Source organism: Pantoea sp. 1.19 (genome assembly GCF_001922585.1).
Lineage (GTDB): Bacteria > Pseudomonadota > Gammaproteobacteria > Enterobacterales > Enterobacteriaceae > 1-19.
Map to the genome: position 1 here is coordinate 59,739 of NZ_MRBS01000005.1, position 22,912 is coordinate 82,650.

Annotated in this window: 16 protein-coding genes and 1 tRNA gene; 5 read left to right on the plus strand and 12 right to left on the minus strand. The window is 57.9% G+C overall.

The window, feature by feature from the left end:
* Positions 1–84: 84 nt before the first annotated feature.
* The 5 genes from BS626_RS11010 to BS626_RS11030 form a co-directional block, all read right to left on the minus strand.
* Positions 85–645 (minus strand): MltR family transcriptional regulator, encoded by a 561-nt coding sequence (locus BS626_RS11010; protein ID WP_075182453.1) that lies wholly within the window; start codon positions 643–645, stop codon positions 85–87.
* A 74-nt stretch (positions 646–719) separates the two neighbouring features.
* Complete coding sequence (locus BS626_RS11015) at positions 720–1,868, minus strand: mannitol-1-phosphate 5-dehydrogenase (protein WP_075182454.1); 1,149 nt, start codon at positions 1,866–1,868, stop codon at positions 720–722.
* A 66-nt stretch (positions 1,869–1,934) separates the two neighbouring features.
* Positions 1,935–3,860, minus strand: a complete 1,926-nt coding sequence (locus BS626_RS11020; RefSeq protein WP_075182455.1) for a PTS mannitol transporter subunit IICBA — start codon at positions 3,858–3,860, stop codon at positions 1,935–1,937.
* 375 nt (positions 3,861–4,235) lie between these two features.
* On the minus strand, positions 4,236–4,946 hold the full coding sequence (locus tag BS626_RS11025) for a DUF3053 domain-containing protein (RefSeq protein ID WP_075182456.1): 711 nt from the start codon (positions 4,944–4,946) through the stop codon (positions 4,236–4,238).
* A gap of 189 nt (positions 4,947–5,135) precedes the next feature.
* Positions 5,136–5,498 (minus strand): YibL family ribosome-associated protein, encoded by a 363-nt coding sequence (locus BS626_RS11030; RefSeq protein WP_075182457.1) that lies wholly within the window; start codon positions 5,496–5,498, stop codon positions 5,136–5,138.
* 327 nt (positions 5,499–5,825) lie between these two features.
* Between BS626_RS11030 and BS626_RS11035 the strand changes: the two genes are divergently transcribed.
* Complete coding sequence (locus BS626_RS11035; RefSeq protein WP_075182458.1) at positions 5,826–6,122, plus strand: HTH-type transcriptional regulator; 297 nt, start codon at positions 5,826–5,828, stop codon at positions 6,120–6,122.
* 39 nt (positions 6,123–6,161) lie between these two features.
* Here the strand turns inward: BS626_RS11035 and BS626_RS11040 are convergent, their stop codons facing one another.
* The 3 genes from BS626_RS11040 to glyQ all read right to left on the minus strand — a co-directional run bounded on the left by BS626_RS11040 (position 6,162) and on the right by glyQ (position 10,334).
* Positions 6,162–7,211, minus strand: coding sequence for an NAD(P)-dependent alcohol dehydrogenase (locus tag BS626_RS11040; RefSeq protein ID WP_075182459.1), 1,050 nt, complete (start codon positions 7,209–7,211; stop codon positions 6,162–6,164).
* Between the two features lie 129 nt (positions 7,212–7,340).
* Positions 7,341–9,410 carry a glycine--tRNA ligase subunit beta gene (gene glyS / locus BS626_RS11045; protein ID WP_075182460.1) on the minus strand — a complete coding sequence of 690 codons (2,070 nt, stop codon included), beginning with the start codon at positions 9,408–9,410 and terminating at the stop codon, positions 7,341–7,343.
* Between the two features lie 9 nt (positions 9,411–9,419).
* Positions 9,420–10,334, minus strand: a complete 915-nt coding sequence (gene glyQ, locus BS626_RS11050; RefSeq protein WP_075182461.1) for a glycine--tRNA ligase subunit alpha — start codon at positions 10,332–10,334, stop codon at positions 9,420–9,422.
* Between the two features lie 226 nt (positions 10,335–10,560).
* Here glyQ and BS626_RS11055 point away from each other — a divergent pair, with 226 nt between their 5' ends.
* Positions 10,561–11,553, plus strand: a complete 993-nt coding sequence (locus BS626_RS11055) for an acyltransferase (protein ID WP_075182462.1) — start codon at positions 10,561–10,563, stop codon at positions 11,551–11,553.
* Positions 11,554–11,599: 46 nt separating this feature from the next.
* Here the strand turns inward: BS626_RS11055 and BS626_RS18620 are convergent, their stop codons facing one another.
* Positions 11,600–11,749: a hypothetical protein gene (locus BS626_RS18620; RefSeq protein ID WP_170870459.1), complete on the minus strand. Its 150-nt coding sequence runs from the start codon at positions 11,747–11,749 to the stop codon at positions 11,600–11,602.
* 640 nt (positions 11,750–12,389) lie between these two features.
* On the opposite strand from BS626_RS18620, the gene BS626_RS18625 reads away from it, so the two are divergent.
* The 3 genes from BS626_RS18625 (at position 12,390) to BS626_RS11070 (ending at position 17,578) form a co-directional block, all read left to right on the plus strand.
* A tRNA-Sec gene (locus tag BS626_RS18625) sits at positions 12,390–12,484 on the plus strand.
* A 1,380-nt stretch (positions 12,485–13,864) separates the two neighbouring features.
* The gene (locus BS626_RS11065; RefSeq protein ID WP_075182463.1) at positions 13,865–17,047 is read left to right on the plus strand and encodes an autotransporter outer membrane beta-barrel domain-containing protein; all 3,183 of its coding nucleotides are present in this window, start codon (positions 13,865–13,867) and stop codon (positions 17,045–17,047) included.
* A gap of 84 nt (positions 17,048–17,131) precedes the next feature.
* A complete protein-coding gene (locus tag BS626_RS11070; protein ID WP_075182464.1) occupies positions 17,132–17,578 on the plus strand; it encodes a CaiF/GrlA family transcriptional regulator in 447 nt (148 codons plus the stop codon).
* Here the strand turns inward: BS626_RS11070 and kdpD are convergent, their stop codons facing one another.
* From kdpD to kdpB, 3 genes are read right to left on the minus strand one after another with little or no spacing between them, the layout of a single operon-like run.
* Complete coding sequence (gene kdpD / locus BS626_RS11075) at positions 17,579–20,257, minus strand: two-component system sensor histidine kinase KdpD (protein WP_075182465.1); 2,679 nt, start codon at positions 20,255–20,257, stop codon at positions 17,579–17,581. It lies immediately after the preceding gene.
* 3 nt (positions 20,258–20,260) lie between these two features.
* Positions 20,261–20,842, minus strand: a complete 582-nt coding sequence (gene kdpC, locus BS626_RS11080; RefSeq protein WP_075182466.1) for a potassium-transporting ATPase subunit KdpC — start codon at positions 20,840–20,842, stop codon at positions 20,261–20,263.
* Positions 20,843–20,853: 11 nt separating this feature from the next.
* Entirely contained in the window at positions 20,854–22,902 is a 2,049-nt protein-coding gene (kdpB, locus tag BS626_RS11085) for a potassium-transporting ATPase subunit KdpB (RefSeq protein ID WP_075182467.1), read from the minus strand.
* Between the last annotated feature and the right edge of the window lie 10 nt (positions 22,903–22,912).

Below are 22,912 nucleotides of genomic sequence, written 5' to 3' on the forward strand. Positions count from 1 at the left end.
CTATCATGCTATATTCGATATATTTTTATATTTAGTTATCTTGGGCGATATAAAGTATCGCTAATTTAAAATATATCCCTTTACTTATTGTGACGTGGATTTCCGAAAGGCGGGTTTCAGGCTGATCCCGGCAATCAGGTCGGTCAGCGACAGCACCAGCGTGGAGCGTACCATCTGCGTGTAGCGCTGTTGCTGCATGGCGCGCAGTGCCGCATCGTCGCTAATATCGTGTGGGCGGGGAGGGAAAGCGCTGACGCAGTGGAGTTCACTCAAGGGGCCGAGGATTTCATCGTCGGTAAAGCGGTAGTCACCGGGATCGTCGTTGAGCGCTTCGCGCAGCGCTAACAGCAGTTCGGCGTCTTCATACTCCTGGCGGGCGATCACGCCGAGGCCGTATATTAGCTTCAGGCGCACGGTCAACTCGCCGAGCGGACCGTCCCCGAGCAGCAGCGGCTCAACGGCGTATTTGACGGCATAATCGTCTTTGCGAAACACCTGCAGTACCAGAATATTGACCGCTTCTGCCAGCAGGTCTACCGTGGCCACTAAAAATGCACGCACCGTCCTGCCGGTATTCAGACGCTCCAGTACCCGATTTTCAAACGCCCGTGTGTCTTCCATGGTTGCCTGCTGCGCTGTCGACATGTTGCCTGCGGGCACGCCGAACGCGTGCCCGTGTTGCTGACTGCCTGCTGATGCTGTGGAAAGTCGCGCGCGCATTATGACATGGCGTTGTAGGCCTGTACCACTTCGGCGATGACCTCACTCTCCGGCGCCAGCCCGCTTATCTGCGCCAGTGCATGCCGGGCGCCCTGGCGGGCAATCAGCGCCTGCAGTTCCTGTGCCTGCGGATCGGCATCGCTGCGATAGTGCATCGCGGCGGCAATGCCCTGCACCAGACCGGCATGGGGCAAACCGAATTCCAGCGTGCCCCGCAGCGGTTTGATCAGTCGATCCTCCGGGCTGAGTTTGCGCAGCGGCTGGCGGCCAACGCGTTCCACATCATCCTGCAAATAGGGATTCTCAAAGCGGGTAATAATTTTGCGGATGTAGCTGCCGTGCTGCTCGACATCGAAACCGTGGCGGGCGATCAGCACGTCTCCACTTTCGGTCATGGCGCTTCTCACCACGGCGCGAATGGCCGGATCGAGAATGGCTTCGCGGATGGTCGCGTGTCCGGCCAGTTTCCCCAGGTAGGCGGCAATCACGTGCCCGGTGTTCAGGGTAAACAGCTTACGCTCAACGAAGGCCATCAGGTTGTCGGTCAACTCCATGCCGGCAATCTGCGGCGGCGGGCCGACAAACTGCGTTTGATCAACAATCCATTCGCTGAAGGTTTCCACCGTCACCGCCAGCGGATCGGGCTCGCCGACCGCCGACGGTGGCACAATACGATCTACCGCCGAATCGACGAAGCCGACGTGCTGCTCAACCCAGTCGCGATCGGCCGCGCTCAGCGCCTGCATCACGTGGTCTTTTAACTGACTGGTACCGCGCACCATATTTTCACAGGCAATGATATTCAGCGGTCGCACTGTGCCGTTGGCGCGACGCTGGCTCAGGCCGTGCGCAACGCTGGCGGCGATGCGTGGCAGAATCTGCGGACCGACGGCGGTGGTAAGCAGATCGACCTCGGCAATCAGCGGCACGATGGCTTCGCTACTGCTGTTCACCGCGCTCACACCGCGTACTTGTTCGACGCTGCTCTGTTCGCCAACGACGCTAACGGGATAGCCGCCGCGAGCGTTAAGGGCATCCAGAATCGCCGGATTCACATCGGCGAACACCAGTTCAATCCCCGCATCGGCCAGCAGCTTGCCGATAAATCCGCGGCCAATATTGCCTGCGCCAAAGTGTAATGCTTTCATGCTTTTTCCTCTGCAGGAGCCGACTCCTGAATAGAAAGGGGTCAGGCTGGCCCGACCCAACTACGATCAGGCCGGTGAATGGCCGTTCAGCAGGCGAAGCACCTGCTGTACGTCGTCAGTATTGGCCAGCGTTTCAATGACGCTATCATCATCCAGCGCATTGGTCAGGCTGGTAATCACCTGAATGTGCTCATTGTTCCGTGCCGCGATGCCGATTACCAGCCGGGCAATGTCGTCCTCTTCGTCGCCAAAGCGGACGCCGTGGGGATACTGGCAAAAGACCACCCCGGTTTTCAGCACGCGATCTTTGGCTTCCACAGTACCGTGCGGTACGGCGATTGACTCACCGAGATAGGTCGGCGTCAGCTGCTCGCGCGCCAGCATGGCGTCAACGTATTCCGGCTGTACATAGCCGCCTTTGACCAGCTGCTCTCCGGCAAAGCGAATGGCGTCTTCTTTATTACTGGCGGTCAGCCCGAGGAAAACGTTGCCGGCACCCAGGGTAAACAGCTGCGGTTGCGGTGCGTCAAAGCTGTCACCCAGCGTCTCCTCAACTTTTACGCGATGGGCGTCGCTGCGGCTGGCGTGTACCAGGCGGGCCGTTAAATCGGTGTAGAGCCCGCTGTCGAGGAAATTAGACAGCGAGATATGCTGCGCCTGCGGCACCTGGCGCATCGCCCGCTCGGTCAAATCGCGGTGGGTGATGACGATGTCAACATCGCCGGGCAGGGCGTTGATGGCGCTGTTAGTCACCGAAATATGGCTGAGCCCGGCGTCCTGTACCTTTTTACGCAGCACGCCTGCTCCCATCGCGCTGGAGCCCATGCCCGCATCGCAGGCTACGATGATGTTGCGCACGTGGCTGAGATCGCCATGCAGGTCGTTCACCGCGACGGCGCCACTCCCCTGGCCTTTTGACGCGGCCTTCATCTCCTGCATCCGGCGCGTGGCGGCGTTAATGTCGTCATCCTCTTTTACCTTGCTGGTTTTCAGCAAAATGGCGCTGACCACAAATGAGACCGCAAAGGCCGCCGCAATTGCCGCGATATTGGCGAAGTACGCGCCTTTCGGCGTCATCGCCAGTACGGCCAGGATCGATCCGGGCGACGCCGGGGACACCAGCCCGCCATTCAGCATGGTGAGGGTGAACACCCCGGTCATCCCGCCAAGGATAACCGCCAGCAACAGGCGCGGTGCCATCAGCACGTACGGAAAGTAAATTTCGTGAATCCCGCCGAAGAAATGGATGATCGCTGCACCGCCGGCAGACTGACGGGCGCTGCCGCGGCCAACCAGCATGTAGGCGACCAGCACGCCGAGGCCGGGGCCGGGGTTTGCTTCGATCAGGAAAAAGATGGATTTTCCGGATTCGCTGGCCTGCTGGATACCCAGCGGTGAGAAAATACCGTGGTTAATGGCGTTGTTCAGGAACAGGATTTTTGCCGGTTCAACGAAAATCGAGGTCAGCGGCAGCAGGTTATGCTGCACCATCAAATTGACTCCGGCAGCGAGTACGTGTGATAGCGCCTGTACCAGCGGTCCAATGCCGAGGAATGCTAATATCGCCAACAGCATGCCGATGATTCCGGCAGAAAAGTTATTAACCAGCATCTCAAAGCCGCTTTTCACTTTGCCGTCGACCAGCTGGTCAAAGCGTTTAATGGCCCAGCCGCCCAGCGGACCGGCGATCATCGCGCCAAGGAACATGGGCATGCTGGCCCCGACGATCACGCCCATGGTCGTGATTGCGCCGACGACGCCGCCGCGATCGCCTCCCACCAGTCGGCCACCGGTGAAGCCAATCAGCAGCGGCAGCAAATAGGTGATCATTGGGCCAACCAGCTTCGCCAGCGTTTCGTTGGGCAGCCAGCCGGTAGGAATAAACAGCGCGGTAATGATCCCCCACGCGATAAACGCGCCGATGTTGGGCATCACCATATTACTGAGAAAGCGACCAAAGCTCTGCACTTTGACCTTTACGGATGAGGACATATCACGCACCCCTATTGTTACGCGCCGGCAATAAGAAGCGCGTTAATTTTTTGTTTGAGAGGACGGAGGGAACCGTCAGATAACTGCCTGCACGCGGACTCTACCACCAGTTTAGAACGCTGCGTAGCGCCGGGCCTGATTGTGATTCAGATCACGTTTAATCGGGGGTAAGTGGGGGTTAATGGGTGATCCATGTCACATAAATGGGCGTAATGGCCTCCTTGCGGGTGAAGTAATCATCGCAAAGAGGCTATTTATGTGATCGGCGTCACTATTTTTACGAAGAGCTTTGTTTTTAAAATGTGATGATAGTCACAATTAATTTTGTGTAGAAATGCGCCAGATCACACTTCGCTCCCGGCTGGTCGCAGGCATTTACTGGCTCTGAATCAGTTGGGTGGCCTGGCTTAGCGCCTGACTTTTGGCAATCAGGGCGCTCATCAACATGTTGTACTGCGTGGCCTGTTGCTGGGTCGGAAACTGCACGCCGCCATCTTTAAAGCTGACGCTGGTACCCTGTTGCTGCAGGAAATCACCGGTCTGGACCACATCCTGACTGAGCGATTGAAGTGCCGGCAGTACCGGGGCCAGCTGGCTGGCTGGAACGGTAACCACCTGCTGCCAGACGGTGTTATAGACTTTTTTCAAATCCTCCGGCTGCTGCAGAGCCGATTTGCCTTTTTCCGCTTCGCTTTTCGCCTGCTGAATCTGCTGCGCCATGACCGACAGCGTGCCGCTGGCATGACGCACCGCATCGCGCTGGCTAAGGTAATCCTGCGGTGTACGAATGGTGTTTAGCGTGCTCACGGCCGGCTTCAGGCCCTGCTCAATGGCGTTATTTACCTCTGAGGCAAAGCGGTACAGCAGGGAGTAATCGTTCGCGTAGTTACCGAATTGTTTTTTCTGATCTTCACTCAGCCGCGGCAGCTGTTCTCCGCTGCGCATCACGGTGTTTTGCAGATAATCGATAAAGGCTTTGCGCTGATCGGACTCGCTATCGCCGCAGCCGTTCAGCAGCACCGCGGCGAACAGCATCAGCAGAGGCAGGCGAAAACGGGATAAAAGGGTAGAGCGTGTCGCGGACATAGATTACTCCTGTAAAAGTACTGACCAGCGGATTGGGTGCTGAAGTTCGTGCAAAGCGTAGACGAAACGGATAGTAATAGAAAGCCGCTAATGGTTGTGCAATCCGGACGCTGGCGGACTAAGCCGGCGCAGACACCGCCGGCCGATAGGCAAGCCCGCGTCCGCAATCGCGATCGACGCCGTGCGGACTTAAAAGGCGCTGCGGGCAAAACCGGTCATCACCGTCAGGCCCATTTCGCGACCCAGAGCGGTCATCGGATGGACCACTATCAGGCCGCGCACTTTTTTCTTCAGGGCGCCCATATCCGCCTGCTCTTTTTTCGTAATCGCGCGGCTGAACGGCAGCGACTGTAGCTTTTGCGCCTCTTTGCTCAGCGTCTGGTCGCGCACCCCACGCAGTCGGGTCAGTTCCACTTCCAGCGTCTCGATCTCTTTGACCACCTCGCCCAGTTTTTCGGCGTCGCCGCTCTCCTGCAGCGCTGTCGCTTTATGGTTGTGGGCGTCCAGCTGATCGCTAAGGCGTTTAATTTCGGCGTTAACCTGCTCTTTCATAGATAAACCTGACTTTGTCTAACGGAATTGCCGCACAGGATACACCAAAGCGCGACGAAAGGCGGCACGCCATCCAGAGGAATATTGGTCTGGACAGCTAAGCAACTGTGGATAAAAAAGAAAGCTAAACCGTCAGTAAAAAGTTGCAGAATTACCCGTTTTAGCAGTGTTCATTTTGTTTAAACGATCCCATACTGAAGTTCTGCCGCGGTAGGGACGTTAAACGCTCCGGTTAAAGTATCACACGCGGCAGAAGCCTCAATCCGAATACCGGATATAAAAATAACCCTCTGTTTTCTCTGCATTAATTGAGTGTGAGGAGTTGCTATGGTCGACGAATATCCTCTGGGAGAATTGCTGAATAATCTCGAGGCGATCGTGTTTAATTGTGAAGATACTCCGTCCTTATCCTCGCGCGCAGCGAGGGCTGAGCCCATGCCTGAACCGCAGCAGCTGCGGGCCATGACCGGGCTGGAAGTCGACGAATTTGCCCGCGTACTGGGCGTCAGCGTTTCTTCGGTGAAACGTTGGGAAGCAAAGCGGACAAAACCGTCAGCAACCGCACAAAAACTGATGCAATTGCTGCATGCTAAACCCTGGTTGGGTCGGCAATTGTTACAGTGACCGGTAAAGCGGGCGGCCGTGCGTGCCGCCCGCGTTACTTCAGGCGCGGCCGGCTTTCATATCGATCACAAAACGGTATTTTACCTCGCCTTTCAGCATCCGCTCAAAAGCCGTTTCCACCTCGTTCAGCGCAATCAGCTCCACATCAGCGACGATGCCATGCTGACCGCAGAAATCCAGCATCTCCTGCGTCTCTTTGATGCTGCCAATGGAGGTGCCGGCAATACTCAGGCGTTTAAAGACCATCGGCGTCACGTTGGGGGCCGCGTGCGGCGCATCAGGGATCCCTACCAGCACCAGATGACCATTGGTTTTCAGCGTCGCCAGCAGCGGATCGAGATCGTGCGGCGCCGCGACGCAGTCGAGGATCATGTCCAGCGAGTTCGCCACGTCGGCCATCTGCTCTGGCTCGGTGGAGACCACCACCTGGTGCGCGCCGAGGCGCAGCGCATCAACGCCTTTATGCGGCGAGGTGGTAAACAGCACCACTTCTGCACCCATTGCACTGGCCAGCTTCACCGCCATATGGCCGAGACCGCCCAGGCCGATAACGCCCACGCGCTGTCCCGGCTGCAGGTTCCAGTGACGCAGGGGGGACCAGGTGGTCACGCCGGCGCATAGTAGCGGGGCAACGGCACTCAGCTCCAGCGAGGCGGGAATGGCGACGACAAATTTGCTGTTCACCACGATATTGTCGGCGTAACCACCAAAGGTTTTGCCGCCAATGACGTTCTCATCGCCGTTATAGGTCGCGGTAAAACCGGTCTCACAGTACTGCTCTTCGCCGCGGCTGCACGAATGGCAGTGGCCGCAGGAGTCGACCATCACGCCTACGCCAACCACATCGCCGATCTTCAGGTGGCTGACGGCGTCGCCGGTGGCCAGCACGCGGCCAACGATTTCATGGCCCGGCACCAGCGGAAACTGGCTGACGCCCCACTCATTGCGCGCCATGTGCAAGTCGGAATGGCATACGCCGCAGTAGTGAATATCAATCAGAACGTCGGTAGCCTGCAGTTCGCGGCGTTCAAACGTGAAAGGTTCCAGCGGCGTATCTGCGGCTTTTGCCGCCATACCGGTTGATTGCATGGGGGGCTCCTCGGTGTCAAAAGCGACACAGGGTAGGGATTGCCCGGTGGGAGTGCAAGATTGAAATGTAACAACCGATATAACCAGGGCAGCCCGAAGGCTGCCTTGGTTGGCCACAGTGTGGAAACGTTACTGCAGAACGGAGATATCCGCCACCTGCAGGAACAGCGCGCGCAGCTGTGACAGCAGCGTCAGGCGGTTGATGCGCACGTCGGTCTCTTCCGCGTTAACCATCACGTTATCGAAGAAGTTATCGACCGCGTCGCGCAGCTGCGCCAGCTCGTTGAGCGCATCCTGATAGCGCCCTTCGGCGAAATAAGGCTGCAGCTTGCTGCTGAGCGCGGTGACGTAGGTGGCGAGAGTGATTTCCGCATTCTCTTTTAGCAGTGACGCCTGCACGCTGTCATTCAGCGCTTCGGTTGATTTCGCCAGAATGTTGGAGACGCGCTTGTTGGCCGCGGCGAGCGAGGCGGCTGCCTCCAGCGTGCGGAAGTGCGATACCGCTTTCACCCGCGCATCAAAGTCTGCCGGACGAGTCGGACGACGCGCCAGTACCGCCTGGATGGTGTCGACGCTGTGGCCTTCTTCCTGATACCAGGCGCGGAAGCGCCCCAGCATAAAGTCGATCACCTCATCCACGGCCCGCGCATTGGTCAGCTTGTCGCCGTACAGGCGCACCGCTTCTTCGGTCAGGGTTTGCAGATCCAGCGGCAGGTTTTTCTCAACGATAATACGCAGTACGCCAAGCGCGGCGCGGCGTAAGGCAAACGGGTCTTTATCGCCTTTCGGATGCTGGCCGATGCCAAAGATACCGGCGAGGGTATCCATCTTATCGGCAATTGCCAGCGCGCAGGCCACCGGACTGGCGGGCAGGGCATCGCCGGCAAAGCGCGGCTGATACTGCTCGTTCAGTGCCACGGCGACATCTTCCGCTTCGCCGTCATGGCGGGCGTAATGCATCCCCATCACGCCCTGGGTGTCGGTAAATTCGAACACCATATTGGTCATCAGGTCGCATTTGGAGAGCAGGCCCGCGCGGGTAGCGTGGTTCACGTCGGCACCGATCTGTGCGGCAACCCAGCCTGCCAGCGCCTGGATGCGATCGGTTTTATCGCGCAGGGTGCCCAGCTGTTTCTGGAACAGCACGGTTTCCAGACGCGGCAGATTGTCTGCAAGACGCTGTTTACGATCGGTATTAAAGAAAAACTCGGCGTCGGCGAGACGCGGACGCACCACTTTTTCATTACCGTCGATAATCTGCTGCGGATCGCGCGACTCGATGTTGGTCACGAAGATAAAATGCGGCAGCAGTGTGCCGTCGGCACCGTACACCGGGAAGTATTTCTGGTCGCCCTTCATCGTGTAAACCAGCGCTTCGGCCGGAACGGCAAGGAATTTCTCCTCAAAAGTGGCCGTCAGCACCACGGGCCACTCTACCAGCGACGTGACCTCTTCCAGCAGGCTGTCGCTAAGATCGGCGGTGCCGCCAATCTGCCGCGCGGCCGCTTCGGCATCGGCTTTGATTTTGGCTTTACGCGCCTCGTAATCGGCCATCACTTTGCCGCGCTCCAGCAGGATCTGCGGGTAGTGATCGGCGTGCTCCAGGGTTATCGTTGGCTCCCCCATAAAGCGGTGCCCGCGAAGGGTGCGGTCGGCGGCGATGCCCAGCACGGTGGCCGGGATCAGCGCGTCATCCAGCAGCAGCGTTACGGTATGCACCGGGCGGACAAACTGCACGTCACTGGCACCCCAGCGCATCAGCTTCGGGACCGGCAGTTTGGCCAGCGCAGTACTCACCATGGCTGGCAGCAGCGCCTGAGCGCTTTCTCCTTTCATCCGCGCGCGCCAGACCAGCCATTCACCTTTGTCGGTTTTCAGACGCTCGGCCTGGTCGACGGTGATACCGCAGCCGCGCGCCCAGCCTTCGGCCGCTTTGGTGGCAGCACCGCTGGCGTCAAAGGCTGCGGCAATCGCTGGCCCGCGTTTCTCCACTTCGCGATCCGCCTGGGCGGCGCTGAGCGCCGCCACTTTTACCGCCAGACGACGCGGCGCGGCAAACCAGCTAACGTCACCGTGTGCCAGACCGGCGGCATCCAGCTCGGCGGTCAGGTTGGCGGCAAAGGCTTCTGCCAGGCTGCGCAGGGATTTCGGTGGCAGCTCTTCGGTGCCGATTTCCACCAGAAAAGTTTTCTCAGTCATGCCTGCCTCTTATTTTTTTACGTTGTTGCACATGGGAAAGCCCAGCGCCTCGCGGGAGGCGTAGTAGGCTTCTGCCACGGCTTTGGTCAGGGTGCGGATGCGCAGAATATAGCGCTGACGTTCGGTAACCGAGATCGCCTTGCGGGCATCCAGCAGGTTAAAGCTGTGGGCGGCTTTCAGGATGCGCTCGTATGCCGGCAGCGGCAGCGGTTTTTCCAGCGCCAGCAGCTGTTGAGCCTCTTTTTCGTACTGCTCGAAGCAGGTAAAGAGAAAATCCACATCGGCGTATTCAAAGTTATAGGTGGACTGCTCCACTTCGTTCTGATGGAACACATCACCGTAGGTGGTTTTACCCAGCGGGCCATCGCTCCACACCAGATCGTAGACGCTGTCGACGCCCTGGATATACATCGCCAGGCGCTCGAGACCATAGGTGATCTCACCGGTAACCGGCTTACACTCCAGACCGCCAACCTGCTGGAAGTAGGTGAACTGGGTGACTTCCATCCCGTTCAGCCACACTTCCCAGCCCAGCCCCCAGGCACCCAGCGTCGGGTTTTCCCAGTTGTCTTCCACAAAGCGGATGTCATGGATGGTCGGATCGAGACCCAGCGCTTTCAGTGAGCCGAGGTACAGCTCCTGAATGTTGTCCGGCGATGGCTTGATGATCACCTGGAACTGATAGTAGTGCTGCAGGCGATTGGGGTTTTCCCCGTAGCGGCCATCGGTGGGGCGGCGTGACGGCTGCACGTAAGCGGCGGCAATCGGCTCCGGGCCGAGGGCGCGCAGGCAGGTCATGGGGTGTGAGGTGCCGGCGCCGACTTCCATATCCAGCGGTTGGATAATGGTGCAGCCCTGACGCGCCCAGTAATCCTGCAAGGTCAGGATCAGGCCCTGAAAGGTCTTGGTATCAAACTTTTGCATGTTGAGTTCGCACGCGAGTCGAGGTAGTGAAAAAAGTGTGCGCCAGTATACCCCGTTGGGGCGCGGCCTGTCCCGTCCGGTTTTTAAGCAGCGGCGTTTCTTCGGGGCCCGGACAAATCTGGTTCCAGTCACAGAGCGCAAAGATTCGGACTGCGGCGCTGGTGGCGGTCTGATTCAATCACTACAGTAATTAACGTATTGGAAGTGAGCGTGTTAAGAGGGCGAGATGTCGCAAAAAATTGGCTGGATCGAAAACCTGCGCGCCGTCGCCTGTTTGATGGTCATCGTTATCCATACCACGACCTGGTATGTCACCACCGGACCGCAGGTTGGGGCGCTGAACTGGGATGTGGCCAACCTGCTGAATTCGGCCTCGCGGGTCTGCGTGCCTCTCTTCTTTATGATCTCCGGCTTTCTGTTTTACGGCGAGCGCAGCGCGCAGGGGCGCCATTTTTTGCGGATCGTCCTCTGCCTGCTGTTTTACAGCGCAGTGGCGCTGGCCTATATCACACTGCTAACGCCGATAAGCCAGGGCGTTTCGCTGCAAAAGCTGTTTGAAAAACCGGTGTTTTATCATCTGTGGTTTTTCTTTGCCATTATCCCGGTTTATCTCTTTTCGCCCCTGGTGCAGGTAAAAACCGTGCGGGTGCGCTATCTGTGCGTGCTGACGCTGGTGGTGGCGCTGCTGGCGAATCCCAACACTGTGGATCAGTCCATTGGGCCGATGCACTGGCTGCCGCTGAACCTTTATATCAGCGGCGACACGGTGTATTACCTGCTGTATGCCCTGCTGGGACGGGCGCTGGGCACGCTGCCGCGGGCGGGTACCGGGGTAAGCTGGGGCGCGGCCGGGATGTTCGCGATCTGCGTCGCCGGGATCACAATCGGCACCAAAAACCAGCTGCATATCAACGGCGCGTTCGCTGACACCTGGTATCTCTACTGCGGTCCGCTGGTGTTTTTCGCTGCGCTGAGCCTGTTTATCTGGTTTAAACAGGCGCTGGATCGACCGATTCGCGGACTGACGCTGATCTCCCGCTATTCGCTGCCGGTGTACGGGTTCCATGCGCTATTTATCCACTATTTTCGCACCCACGGGCTGGATAATAAGGCGCAGCCGCTGCTGGATATTGCGGTGATCTTCACCGTTACGCTGGCCGGCAGCCTGCTGCTGGCGATGCTGTTGCAGCGTATCGATACGCGCCGCTTCGTCAGCTGAGGCGCTGCTGTACCCGACGCAGCGGCGCCCGTTAAACGGGTAGTCGCTATCCCCCCAGGGCGGCCACGGCCTCAGCGGCGGGCCCCATACCGTGCAGGCAGAAGGCATCCCCGGCCAGCATCAGCGCCTCTGCCGGAGCGGCAACATCCGGCGCCAGCATGCCCGGCAGAGTCGCGATCCACTCCGGTAACGCCATCCTTTATGCTTCTGTTAGTGCTGCCACCGTTTGGAGATCGGCAAAGCATTGCGGACAGTACCTTCAGCACGCTGCCGCAGCGCCTCAACGCTGACGGTAAAGCTCTGCCAGCAGAGCTGGTACGGTCAGCGCGGCGTCGGTCACCGCGGGCACCCGGGCGGTCATCTCGCTGCGCCAGCCGCCGGGCCCCTCGCGCTGACGAAGCCATCGATCCGGACCGGGCCCCGTCAGGGCATTATGCGCCGGTTTATACCACCCCGCGACGGGATGGTGGTTCAGAGCTGGCTATCGTGCCATCTGCCCGGATACCAGCGACAAGGGACTCCCTCTTCGACGTGAAATATCCGCCACCGACTTGACCGGCTGCTGACACGCGCGAACAGCGGCGACAGCGCTGCCACACACGCTGGCGTTTCTGGTTATGGCTGATGAACACGCGCATAAAAAGCGCGCTGTACGTCAATAGCGGGCAGCACAGTAGCGGAGACATTGCGTCCCCGGATTGGACTGCGGTGCTTATCATGCCGCGCCTTAAGCGGCTTTAACAGAACCATTCCGGACATCTTTGCCGCCGGCAGGAAGACGCCAACGGGGCTGGGTTTCTCCGCGGGTAATGCTATACTCACGGCGCACTTTTAGAGGAAGATCGTCGTCTCCGGTGAGGCGGCTGGACTTCAAATCCAGTTGGGGCCGCCAGCGGCTCCGGGCAGGTTCGACTCCTGTGGTCTTCCGCCACTCCCCTGCGTTATCACCTCTGCCGTGCTGACAACGTCCAACGCTACCCGTTAGCACTGTTGCGACACTTCGCGCCTGGCGATCAGCCCCGGGGTAGGAACATTCGCCCTTTTCGCCGTGCATGCGGTGCGCCACTGCCCGGCAGGACAGAAACAGACAACGGGCGCATTCGATCGGTCCGCAAGCATCAGACGGCAGTACCCGCAGGGCAGATGCGACGCTATAGCCCCACGGTCCTGCCATCGTACCGCCGGTGATGTGCCACGGTAATTGATCGATAAGAACGCGTGTTGCTCTGAGCATATCGCGGGATCCACCAGCGTTGTTGGGGGTGAACAGGTTAATGTTAGTTAAGTAAATTTTATAGAATAGAGCGGCTGAGAAACGTCCTGGAAAATATCGCCTCATTGTTGTGCTGTATGATGTGCAACGATCCATCCTTAGAGTGCCGTTGACGTCATTTTCCCTTCTATTCACGCTACCCGACGCTGCCGTCAGGCCAGTCTGAAAGAATATATCGCTGTTATAATTTGAGCGATATAAGCGTGGTAATGAATCTGCATTATTTTTATTCTACCTGCTTGACAAGACGTGCAATCAATATTTATTCATGTCTTTCACGCCATTATAATGTCTCCTCTCCTCCATCTGACAACGGGTATAAGCCATTTTTCATATGGCTGGATTCATAACTATTAACTATTCATTCTGAATGGAGTAATGTATTCCCTGTTTTTACCATTACAGTCACTTATGTAATGTTATCAGGCCTGATCGGATTTTTTAAGTGTGCTGTTGGTGGTTTTTAACCAGTATTGCCAATAAAGTTTCCTGATAATATGAATAGTGAAGGATAGTTAGCTTGTCTGGCGGCAGAAATCGTGCCGCACGATGACCGCGATGCGTTTTATGAATCAACTAGAGGTATTTAAAAATCACCAGATAATAGGTGTCGCCATGTCAAATTTATTGATATGATCTGTAAGTTACTATTTTAGCTAATTTTTGTAATGTGTTTTCACTTGACTCCACATATCTAGCGATGTTTTATTCTGATATTTTTTGGTTTGTAATACTAATCTCTGTGCAGCCGCTTTCAGGTTCAATCAATTAAAAAAATTGATCATCAAGATCTCTTTTTCTTGTTTTACTTGTTTCATCTGCAATCCGCAGAATTCTCCAAGAAGAAATTACACGCATCAGGGAAGATCCCTGCGGTATATCTCTTCATTTGTTTTAATAAAATGTGACGCTTTCATGTTATCGCTTCATTCATCCCTCTTTATAAAAAGAGGATGGCGTGTTGTTGAATTTTTTTGGATGTAACAAAGAGGCGTAACACATTTATTTCGTTATTCTCTATAAAAAGGAATTGCAGTGATGAAAACATGCAGCTTTAAGCTGAGCGCTGTCGCGATATCTGTCCTGGTCGGCTTTAGCGGTGCCGCCCTGGCTGAAACCAGCTGGCCGGTGAAAGATGTTGCTTCCTTGAGTAAAGACGCGCAGGGCGCCTATTCTGGCGGCGGCGCAGTCTTTATCGGTGGCAGTGACTTAACCATCAATAAAGATACCCTCACCGGTGGCTATTGGGAGTCGATTAATCCTGAGACCAACGGGTTTAACCAACTGGTCACCAGTAGCGGTTATAAAGGCTATCTGACACCATCACTGCCCAGCCTGCCTGGGGATGTCAATTACGTGATCGATGAAGATTACCAGCGTGCCGTCCACGGTGAGCGCCAGGCCTCCGTTGGCGGCGATAAAAATACCTACTCGGTGCCCACCGGGGTAATCAATGGCCTGCGTATGGGGTCAGAAGAGAGCCGCTATGTGAAGACGCAGTCGGTTACGCTCTATCAGCGTGATGCGTCGGGCAACATTCAGTATGAAAAAGATGCGGATGGCAACTTCCGCGTGGATAGCAACGGTAATCGTATTCCGCTGACCGTCAGCAAAGTCGTGGAGCTGGATCAGAACTCGGATGTTTATGTTCGTCCGGTGACCAGCGTCGGCGGTGCGGTAGGTCTGCAGGACAGCGCTATCTACTCCAAAGTGAAAAGTCTGACGTCTGACATTGCCGCGGTCACGATGTCCGGCAACCTGCAAGAACACAACGCCAACAATCGTCAGCGCGATGTGTTTGTGGTGAAAAATACCACTATCAACAACACGCTGGATGAGGATGCGGTCGTGCATTCGCCGACCGGCAATGGCTCCGGTGATGAAACCACATTCACGACCCGTCCCTGGGCAACGGGCCTGGCGATTAACGCCAACAGCGTTGACTATCAGGTAGACGGTCAAAACAATCTGGTACCGGGAAGCGGAGCGACCCTGCGTCACGATGTCGCCGCCACGCCCAACGTCGTGCTGGATAACGCGCAGATCACTGCCCGTAACCTGGCGGCAGTACGCAAAGACGATCACACCTGGCATCATCAGGAGGATTACAACTACCTGGGTGATACCAAATCCACCGCCGTGGCAATCAGCGGTTCCGGTTTGTTCGTGGCCATCGCGAATCAATCGACTCTGACCGGTGGCGTGAATAATGCCGGTAAATCACTGACCCTGGCAGGCCATGCAAACCGCGTTGATGTCGATAACAGCACCCTGAACGGTGCGGTGCTGATCGGCCACGATGGCTATACGCCGGTGCTGCGTGTGGCCGTCGCCAAAGACAAAAACGGTGACTACGTTGCAACCGGTGCATTTACCAGCGATCACACGCTGCTGAACCGTGAGCACAATGGCACCACGTTGAACGTCAGCAACAACAGCGTGGTGAACGGCGATATCCGCGCCAGCGGAGAAACCCGCTACGACATCCAGCTGGTTGACGTCACCAACGCCGATGCGCCGGTAGAAATGAGCCGTGCCGAAGTGCTGGCGTCGAATTCAGCGAATGCGATTTACGGTAACGCCGTAGGCAGCGCCGCGCAGGCCTTCCTGGCCAACGCAAACCATGCCATGACGCCAGTAGCGATCAATTTTGATCACAGCACGCTGAACGGTGCAGTGGGCGGTATTACCAATGTTCGTCAGCCGGATGGCACTCTGATCGCCTCCTGGAACCCGGATCTCACCATGAAGGATGGCTCGGTCTGGAATGCGGCCGCGACGGCGAATGGCCGTAACAGCGTGGTCAGCGACGTACATGATCTCAACCTCAGCAGCTCAACGCTGAACCTGGTGAATCTGGAAACTAACCGACCAACGCTGGGCGGGCAGGGTCGTAACGAAGATCTGGGCTCTGCGCGCGTAGTGGTGCACAACAACTTGACTCAGGATAAAGACAGCGATGGCCGCTATCTCACCTCGCTGATTCATGTTGGTAAGTCAGTGGTGAACCCGCTGCTGGATGTCGGCGGCCAGTATGCCTTCGGCTCAATGCAGGTAAAAGGCAGCGCGAGCGGTAATTATCAGCTGGCGATTGCTAACTCCGGCGTTGAACCGTACGTAAAAGATGGCTATCTGGCGGACAGCGGAACCGGTTATACCGAGGCGCACAGCTTTGTTAACTATCTCGACAAAGGCAGTGATGCCACCTTCACCGGCCGCACCGAACTGGGCGTGTATCAGTACGATGTGTCGGATGAGCTGAATGACACCGTGCATAACGAGCACAACGTGTACTTCAAAAATAACGGCCACCTCTCCAACAGTGCTTCGCTGGCCCAGAGCCTGCAGGCTTCTCAGGTGAGCATTGCCAACATGGAAACGGATGCGCTGCATCAGCGTCTGAATGCCTCGCGTCACGCCAACGATGAGGGCGGCGTCTGGGCCTCCTACTTCGGCGGTAGCGAGCATAACAAAACGAACTCCGGTGCGGCTTATCGCGTACGGACTAACGGCATGATGCTGGGTGTGGATACCCGACTGGATGCGCAGAAAGGCGGAAACTGGCTGGCAGGCCTGGCGTTCTCGTCCGGTAACTCCGACGTGAATACCATGAACAGCTCTGGCGATATCGACAGCTATGGTATGCAGTTCTACGTATCTCGTCGCTGGGATAACGGCGTCTTTGTCGATACCCAGGCGCAATTCAACCACTTTAGCAACGACGCTCGCGTACACATGCTGGACGGCCAGCGCGCAATGGCTGACTACTCCGGTAACGGCTACGGTCTGGGCATGAAGCTGGGTTATACCTGGGAGCAGGAGGGCTTCTTTGCTGAGCCGTACCTGCAGGCAACTGGCCGCACCTTTGACGGCGCGAAGTATGCGTTGAGCAACGGTATGGTGGTGAACGGGGATGACTATAAATCGGTGCAGGGAGAGCTGGGTGTGGACCTCGGCTACACCTTCGCGCTGGACAGCAGCAGCTACGTGAAGCCATACGTCCATTTGGCGGGTCTGAACGAGTTTGCTGACGGCAACACCATGCGCCTTAACAACGTGACCGTGGATAACAGCATCGATGGTGCTGCGTTCCAGATTGGTCTGGGTACCGAGGTGAAACTGATGGAAAACATCGGCGGTTATGCCGGCTTTAACTACACCACCGGTAGCGACATTGAGCGCCCGTGGCAGGCTAACGTAGGCCTGAGCTACACCTGGTAATTGACAATACCACCTTCCCCCATCTCTGCGAGCCTACAGGATGGGGGCTTTTTCCCTCTCACGAAAACTAAGGAAGGTGACGGAATGAGTGATAAGTTGGCGGGACATCCCGAGCGTAGAAAGGCGCATCAAAGTAATCATGGTGATAGCGTCGTACCCTACGATGTTCGGCAATGGGCCGATCAGCCTCTCTACATGCTGGTGGCTATCTGGTGCAGCCTGCAAAAGCGCTGGATCAGTCGGCAGGAAATCGCAAATGAGTTCAATATTGATAAACGTCGGGCCTCTTTTTTAATCTCCTATATTCTTAAAAAGAAAGAGCGCATCCAGTGTAAGACCCGGATAACGTCACGGCAGGCCCCTTGGTTTTGTCAGCACGAAGTTCTGATTGAGCAGGTGTCGTTAGAAGAGGATAAGTCAGAGTTGCCAGCGAACGCGCTGGTGCGCGGTGCGCGTAGGCGTCGCGTCGGTAACGCCTCTGCGGAGGACTGGCGCTGGTTACTGACCCGCACGCCGCCGGCAAAACAATAATTAACGATCAACGTTATCAGGCAGTTCAGGTTGGGAAGCCACAGGTAAGCAAATCATAAAACAGGCCCCTCCCTCCGGCCGGTTGTACGCTGTAATCGTACCCCCGTGCATTTCAATAATCGTTTTGCAAATGGCAAGACCGAGTCCGACACCAGGGATAGTCGACTCTTTATCCAGCCGGGTGAATTTTTCGAAGATGCGTGACTGTGCCTCGGGGGCGATACCCGGACCACTGTCCCATACCGAAATAGTCAGCCACGGACCTTCCTGTTGGGCGGTAATGCCCTGCTGCGCATTCGGACCGGCATACTTCAGGCCGTTTTCGATCAGGTTGGTAAATACCCGTTCCAGCAGGGTGCTATCGCCGCGGATCAGCAGCAGTCGATCCGGCAGATCCAGCGCGATCTGACGATCTTTCAACAGGGGTGCCATCGCGTGCAGTGTGCTACCAATCACTTCCTCCAGCGCAACCCACTCTTCGCGCAGTGCCAGGCCACCGGACTCAATCCGGGCCATATCCAGCATATTACTCACCAAACGCACGGTGCTGAGCGTTTGCTCGCGAATGTGCGCTGCCTGCGACACCAGTGGCGACTGCTCCGCCGCCAGCTCCATCATCAGGATTTCTGCCTGGCCAAACAGGACGGTTAGCGGCGTCCGTAAATCGTGGGACAGTGCCGACAGCAGCGCGTTACGCAATTGCTCGCGCTCGGCGGCCAGCCGGGCGGCCGCGGCGCTGTGGGTCAGAGCAATACGTTCCAGCGCGCTGCCCAGCAGCACAGTGAAAGTTTCCAGCAGGCGCTGCTGCTCGGGGATCATCAGCTGACGGACATTATCCGGCTCAACCACCAACAGGCCGAGGGTCTGTTCGCCACGCTTAATCGGCAGTATCTGGTACGGCACGGCGGGCAGGGTATCCGTGCCCGCTCCGGCCGGCTGGCCGCGGCTGAAGCTCCAGCGGGCAATGGCGTGATCCGGCGGCAGCGTCAGTGCCTGCACGTCCGCAAACTGCAACTCGCCCCGTTCATCAGGCAGCAGCAGGGTGCTGCGGGCTTGCAAGGTCGCATTGACCATACGCTGGCAGGTAGCGGCGATATCTTTCCGGGTCAGGGCGCTGCTGAGCGATTTCGCCATTTCATACAGTGACTGAGCGCGCTGTTCACGATAGCGAGCCACCCTGGCCTGATAACGCACGCCGGCCGTCAGATTACCGGTAATCACGCCCACCGCCAGCATCACGCCAAAGGTGACCAGATACTGCGCATCTGACACCGCCATGGTACCAATCGGCGCGATAAAACAGAGATCGAAGGCAATAATGTTGGCCACCGTGGCCACCACGGAGGGCCAGCGACCGTAGCGAAGGGCGATAATCACGACCCCCAGCAGATAGAGCATGACCAGGTTAGCGGCGTCAAAGCCGGTCAGTAGAAATTGCCCCAGCAGCGTGATCAGCAGGCAGGCGAGCAGGGCGATCAGCGATCCGCGCAGTGGCAGACGCCATTTTTCTACCGCCGTGCGGTGATCGGTCAGCGTGCTGGTGGCCTGTACCGGTGCGGGCGTATCCAGCGCGACCACCACCAGATCGAGATCCGGCCCGAGCTGACCCAGCCGGGAGGCAAAATTCTCGCGGCGCCACAGGCGCGGCGGGCGGCGGCCAATGACGATTTTACCGAGGTTATGCTCACGGGCGTAGCGCAGTACCGCCTGTGCCTCATCGGGATCGGACAGCGTGGCGGTCTCCGCCCCCAGTTCCTGGGCCAGCTGCAGGTTACGCAAAATAGCGCGGCGGCGCCCTTCCGCCAGTCGGTGCAGACGCGGAGTTTCTACATAGACCGCATGCCAGATGCTACCGAGCCGAGCGGCGAGCCGGGCGGCGGTGCGCACCAGCTTTTCACTGCCACCGCTGTCGCCGATGCACAGCAGGATGGCGTCGCGGGTATGCCAGACGCGTTCCTGACCCTGAGTATCGCGCCAGGCGCGGATCTGATCGTCCACCCGGTCGGCCGTACGGCGCAGCGCCAGTTCGCGCAGCGCAAAGAGATTACTTTTGCGGAAAAAATTTTCGATCGCGCGCTCCGCGCGATCGCCGATGTAGACTTTGCCCTCCTTTAACCGCTGGCGCAGATCGTCCGGCGGGAGATCCACCAGCACCACTTCGTTGGCGCGATCAAAAAACGGATCCGGCACGGTTTCCCGTACCTGGATCCCGGTGATCCCACTGACGACATCGTTCAGGCTCTCAAGGTGTTGAACATTCACGGTGGTGATCACATCGATCCCGGCGTCCAGTAGCTCCTCAATATCCTGCCAGCGTTTGGGATGACGTGAACCTTTGACGTTAGTGTGCGCCAGCTCATCCATCAGGATCACTGCCGGATGGCGGGCAAGAGCGGCATCGAGATCAAACTCGTCGTGCCGCGCCTGACCAAACCGGCGGCGGGGCAGGATGGTCAGCCCCTCCAGCAGGCTGGCCGTTTCTACCCGACCATGGGTTTCCACCACCCCGACCAGCACATCCAGGCCCTGCTCGCGCAGGCGACGCGCTTCCTGCAGCATCGCCCAGGTTTTACCGACGCCTGCACAGGCGCCAAAATAAATTTTCAGCTTGCCCCGCTGTTCATGCAGGCTGTTTTGCAACAGCGCATCGGGATCGGGACGGGTCAGATCGTCATTCATGCTTTACCTGTTATCCGGCGTTAACGCATCCAGTGCCAGATTGAGTTGTAGCACGTTGACCACCGGTTCGCCGAGAAAAGGCAGCAGCGGACGGGTCGTATTCGCCTCAATCAGTCGCTCCACTTCGGCCAGCGACAGCTGACGTGCTGCCGCTACTCGCGGTGCCTGCCAGCGCGCCGCCGCCGGTGAAATGTGCGGATCGAGACCGCTGGCGGACGCGGTTACCAGCTCCACCGGTACCGCGCCTGCAGCCTGCGGATTCGCCGCACGCAGCGCCGCCACGCGCTGGCTGACTGCCTCATCCAGCACCGGATTGCTGCCGGCCAGGTTACTGCCGGAGGAGGCGGCCGCATTATAGGGGGCATCGCCGGTTGCGGACGGGCGGCCCCAAAAAAGATCATTACGGGTAAAGATCTGACCGATCAGCGCCGATCCTATCGGTTGATTATCGCGGATAATCAGCGAGCCCTGGGCATTGTGTTGAAAAAACCACTGGCCAAACTGCATGGTCAGCAGCGGGTAAATACCACCGGTTAACAGCGTCAGCAGCACCAGTAGAGAGAGAGCGGGACGTAACAGGCTCATTTCAGGCCTCCTCAGGCCAGACCCAGCAGGGTCAGAACAATATCAATCACTTTAATGCCGATAAACGGCACTGCCAGACCACCTACGCCGTAGATCCACAGGTTGCGGCGCAGCAGCGCGGCGGCGCTCAGTGGACGATAGCTTACGCCGCGTAGCGCCAGCGGAATCAGGAACACGATCACCAGCGCGTTAAAGATCACCGCCGACAAAATCGCCGAGGCCGGTGAGTGCAGGTGCATAATATTCAGCATGTTCAGTTGCGGCCAGGTAGCGGCAAACGCGGCCGGAATAATGGCGAAGTATTTGGCGACGTCGTTGGCAATACTGAAGGTGGTCAGTGAGCCGCGGGTCATCAGCATCTGCTTACCGATGTGCACCACTTCCAGCAGTTTGGTCGGATTGGAGTCCAGATCGACCATGTTACCGGCCTCTTTTGCCGCCTGGGTGCCGGAGTTCATCGCTACCGCCACGTCCGCCTGGGCCAGTGCCGGAGCATCGTTGGTGCCGTCTCCTGTCATGGCCACCAGTCGTCCCTCGGCCTGGTACTGACGGATCAGCGCCAGCTTGGCTTCCGGCGTTGCTTCTGACAGAAAATCATCCACGCCGGCTTCGGCCGCGATAGCTGCGGCGGTCAGAGGATTATCGCCGGTGATCATCACCGTTTTAATCCCCATTTTGCGCAGCTCGGCGAAGCGTTCGCGAATGCCGCCTTTTACGATATCTTTTAACGCCACCACGCCCAGCACCTGGGCTCCCTCGACCACCACCAGGGGCGTACCGCCGGTACGCGCCACGGCTTCGACTTGCGCATCCACTTCGGCCGGGAAGATGCCCTGACTGGCCGCGATATGCTTGCGTACCGCGTCTACGGCCCCTTTACGGATGCTGCGGTTCTGCACGTTTACACCGCTCATGCGCGTCTGGGCCGAGAAGGGGATAAAGGTGGCTCCCATTTGGGTTAGATCGCGCTCGCGCAGGTTAAAGCGCTGTTTGGCCAGCACCACGATGCTGCGTCCTTCCGGCGTCTCGTCCGCCAGTGAGGCGAGCTGAGCAGCATCGGCCAGCTGCTCTTCGCTGACGCCGCTGACCGGCAGAAACTCAGTGGCTTGGCGGTTACCCAGCGTGATGGTACCGGTCTTATCCAGCAGCAGGACGTCGACATCACCGGCGGCCTCTACGGCGCGGCCGCTGGTGGCAATCACGTTAGCGCCCAGCATCCGGCTCATGCCCGCTACGCCGATCGCCGACAGCAGGCCACCAATGGTGGTTGGGATGAGGCAGACCAGCAGCGCCACCAGTACGGTAACGCTCACCGGGGTACCGGCCCAGGCGGAGAATGGCCACAGGGTAGCGGTAGCCAGCAGGAACACCAGCGTCAGCGAGATCAGCAGAATGGTCAGCGCCACTTCGTTAGGGGTTTTGCGGCGCTTGGCGCCTTCCACCATCGCTATCATGCGGTCAAGGAAGGTTTCACCCGGATCGACGCTGCAGCGGATCACCAGCCAGTCAGACAAAATACGCGTCCCGCCGGTCACCGAAGCGAAGTCACCGCCGGATTCACGAATCACCGGGGCGGATTCACCGGTGATGGCGCTCTCGTCCACCGAGGCCCCTCCTTCAATCACTTCGCCGTCGCAGGGAATGATGTCACCGGCTTCTGCCAGTACGACGTCCCCTTTACGCAGGGTCTCTGCGACCACCTTTTGCTGGGCCGCACCGTACTGCGGCGCGGCCAGTTTTTTGGCGTAGTGGGTTTTGCGCACCCCTTTCAGGCTGTTGGCCTGTGCTTTACTGCGTCCTTCGGCCAGCGCTTCGGCCATGTTGGCAAACAGCACGGTAAACCATAGCCACAGGGCGATAGCGGCAGTAAAGCCTGCGCTACCCTGCAACTGGCCGGCGACCATGCCGATGGCCAGCAGGGAGGTCAGCACGCTGCCGAGATACACCAGAAACATCACCGGATTGCGGAACTGCACCCGGGGATCCAGTTTTTTGACTGCGTCGCCGAGGGCGTTACGCATCAGGGCTGCGTCAAACAGCGGCTGTTGATGACGACTCATAATTCGACTC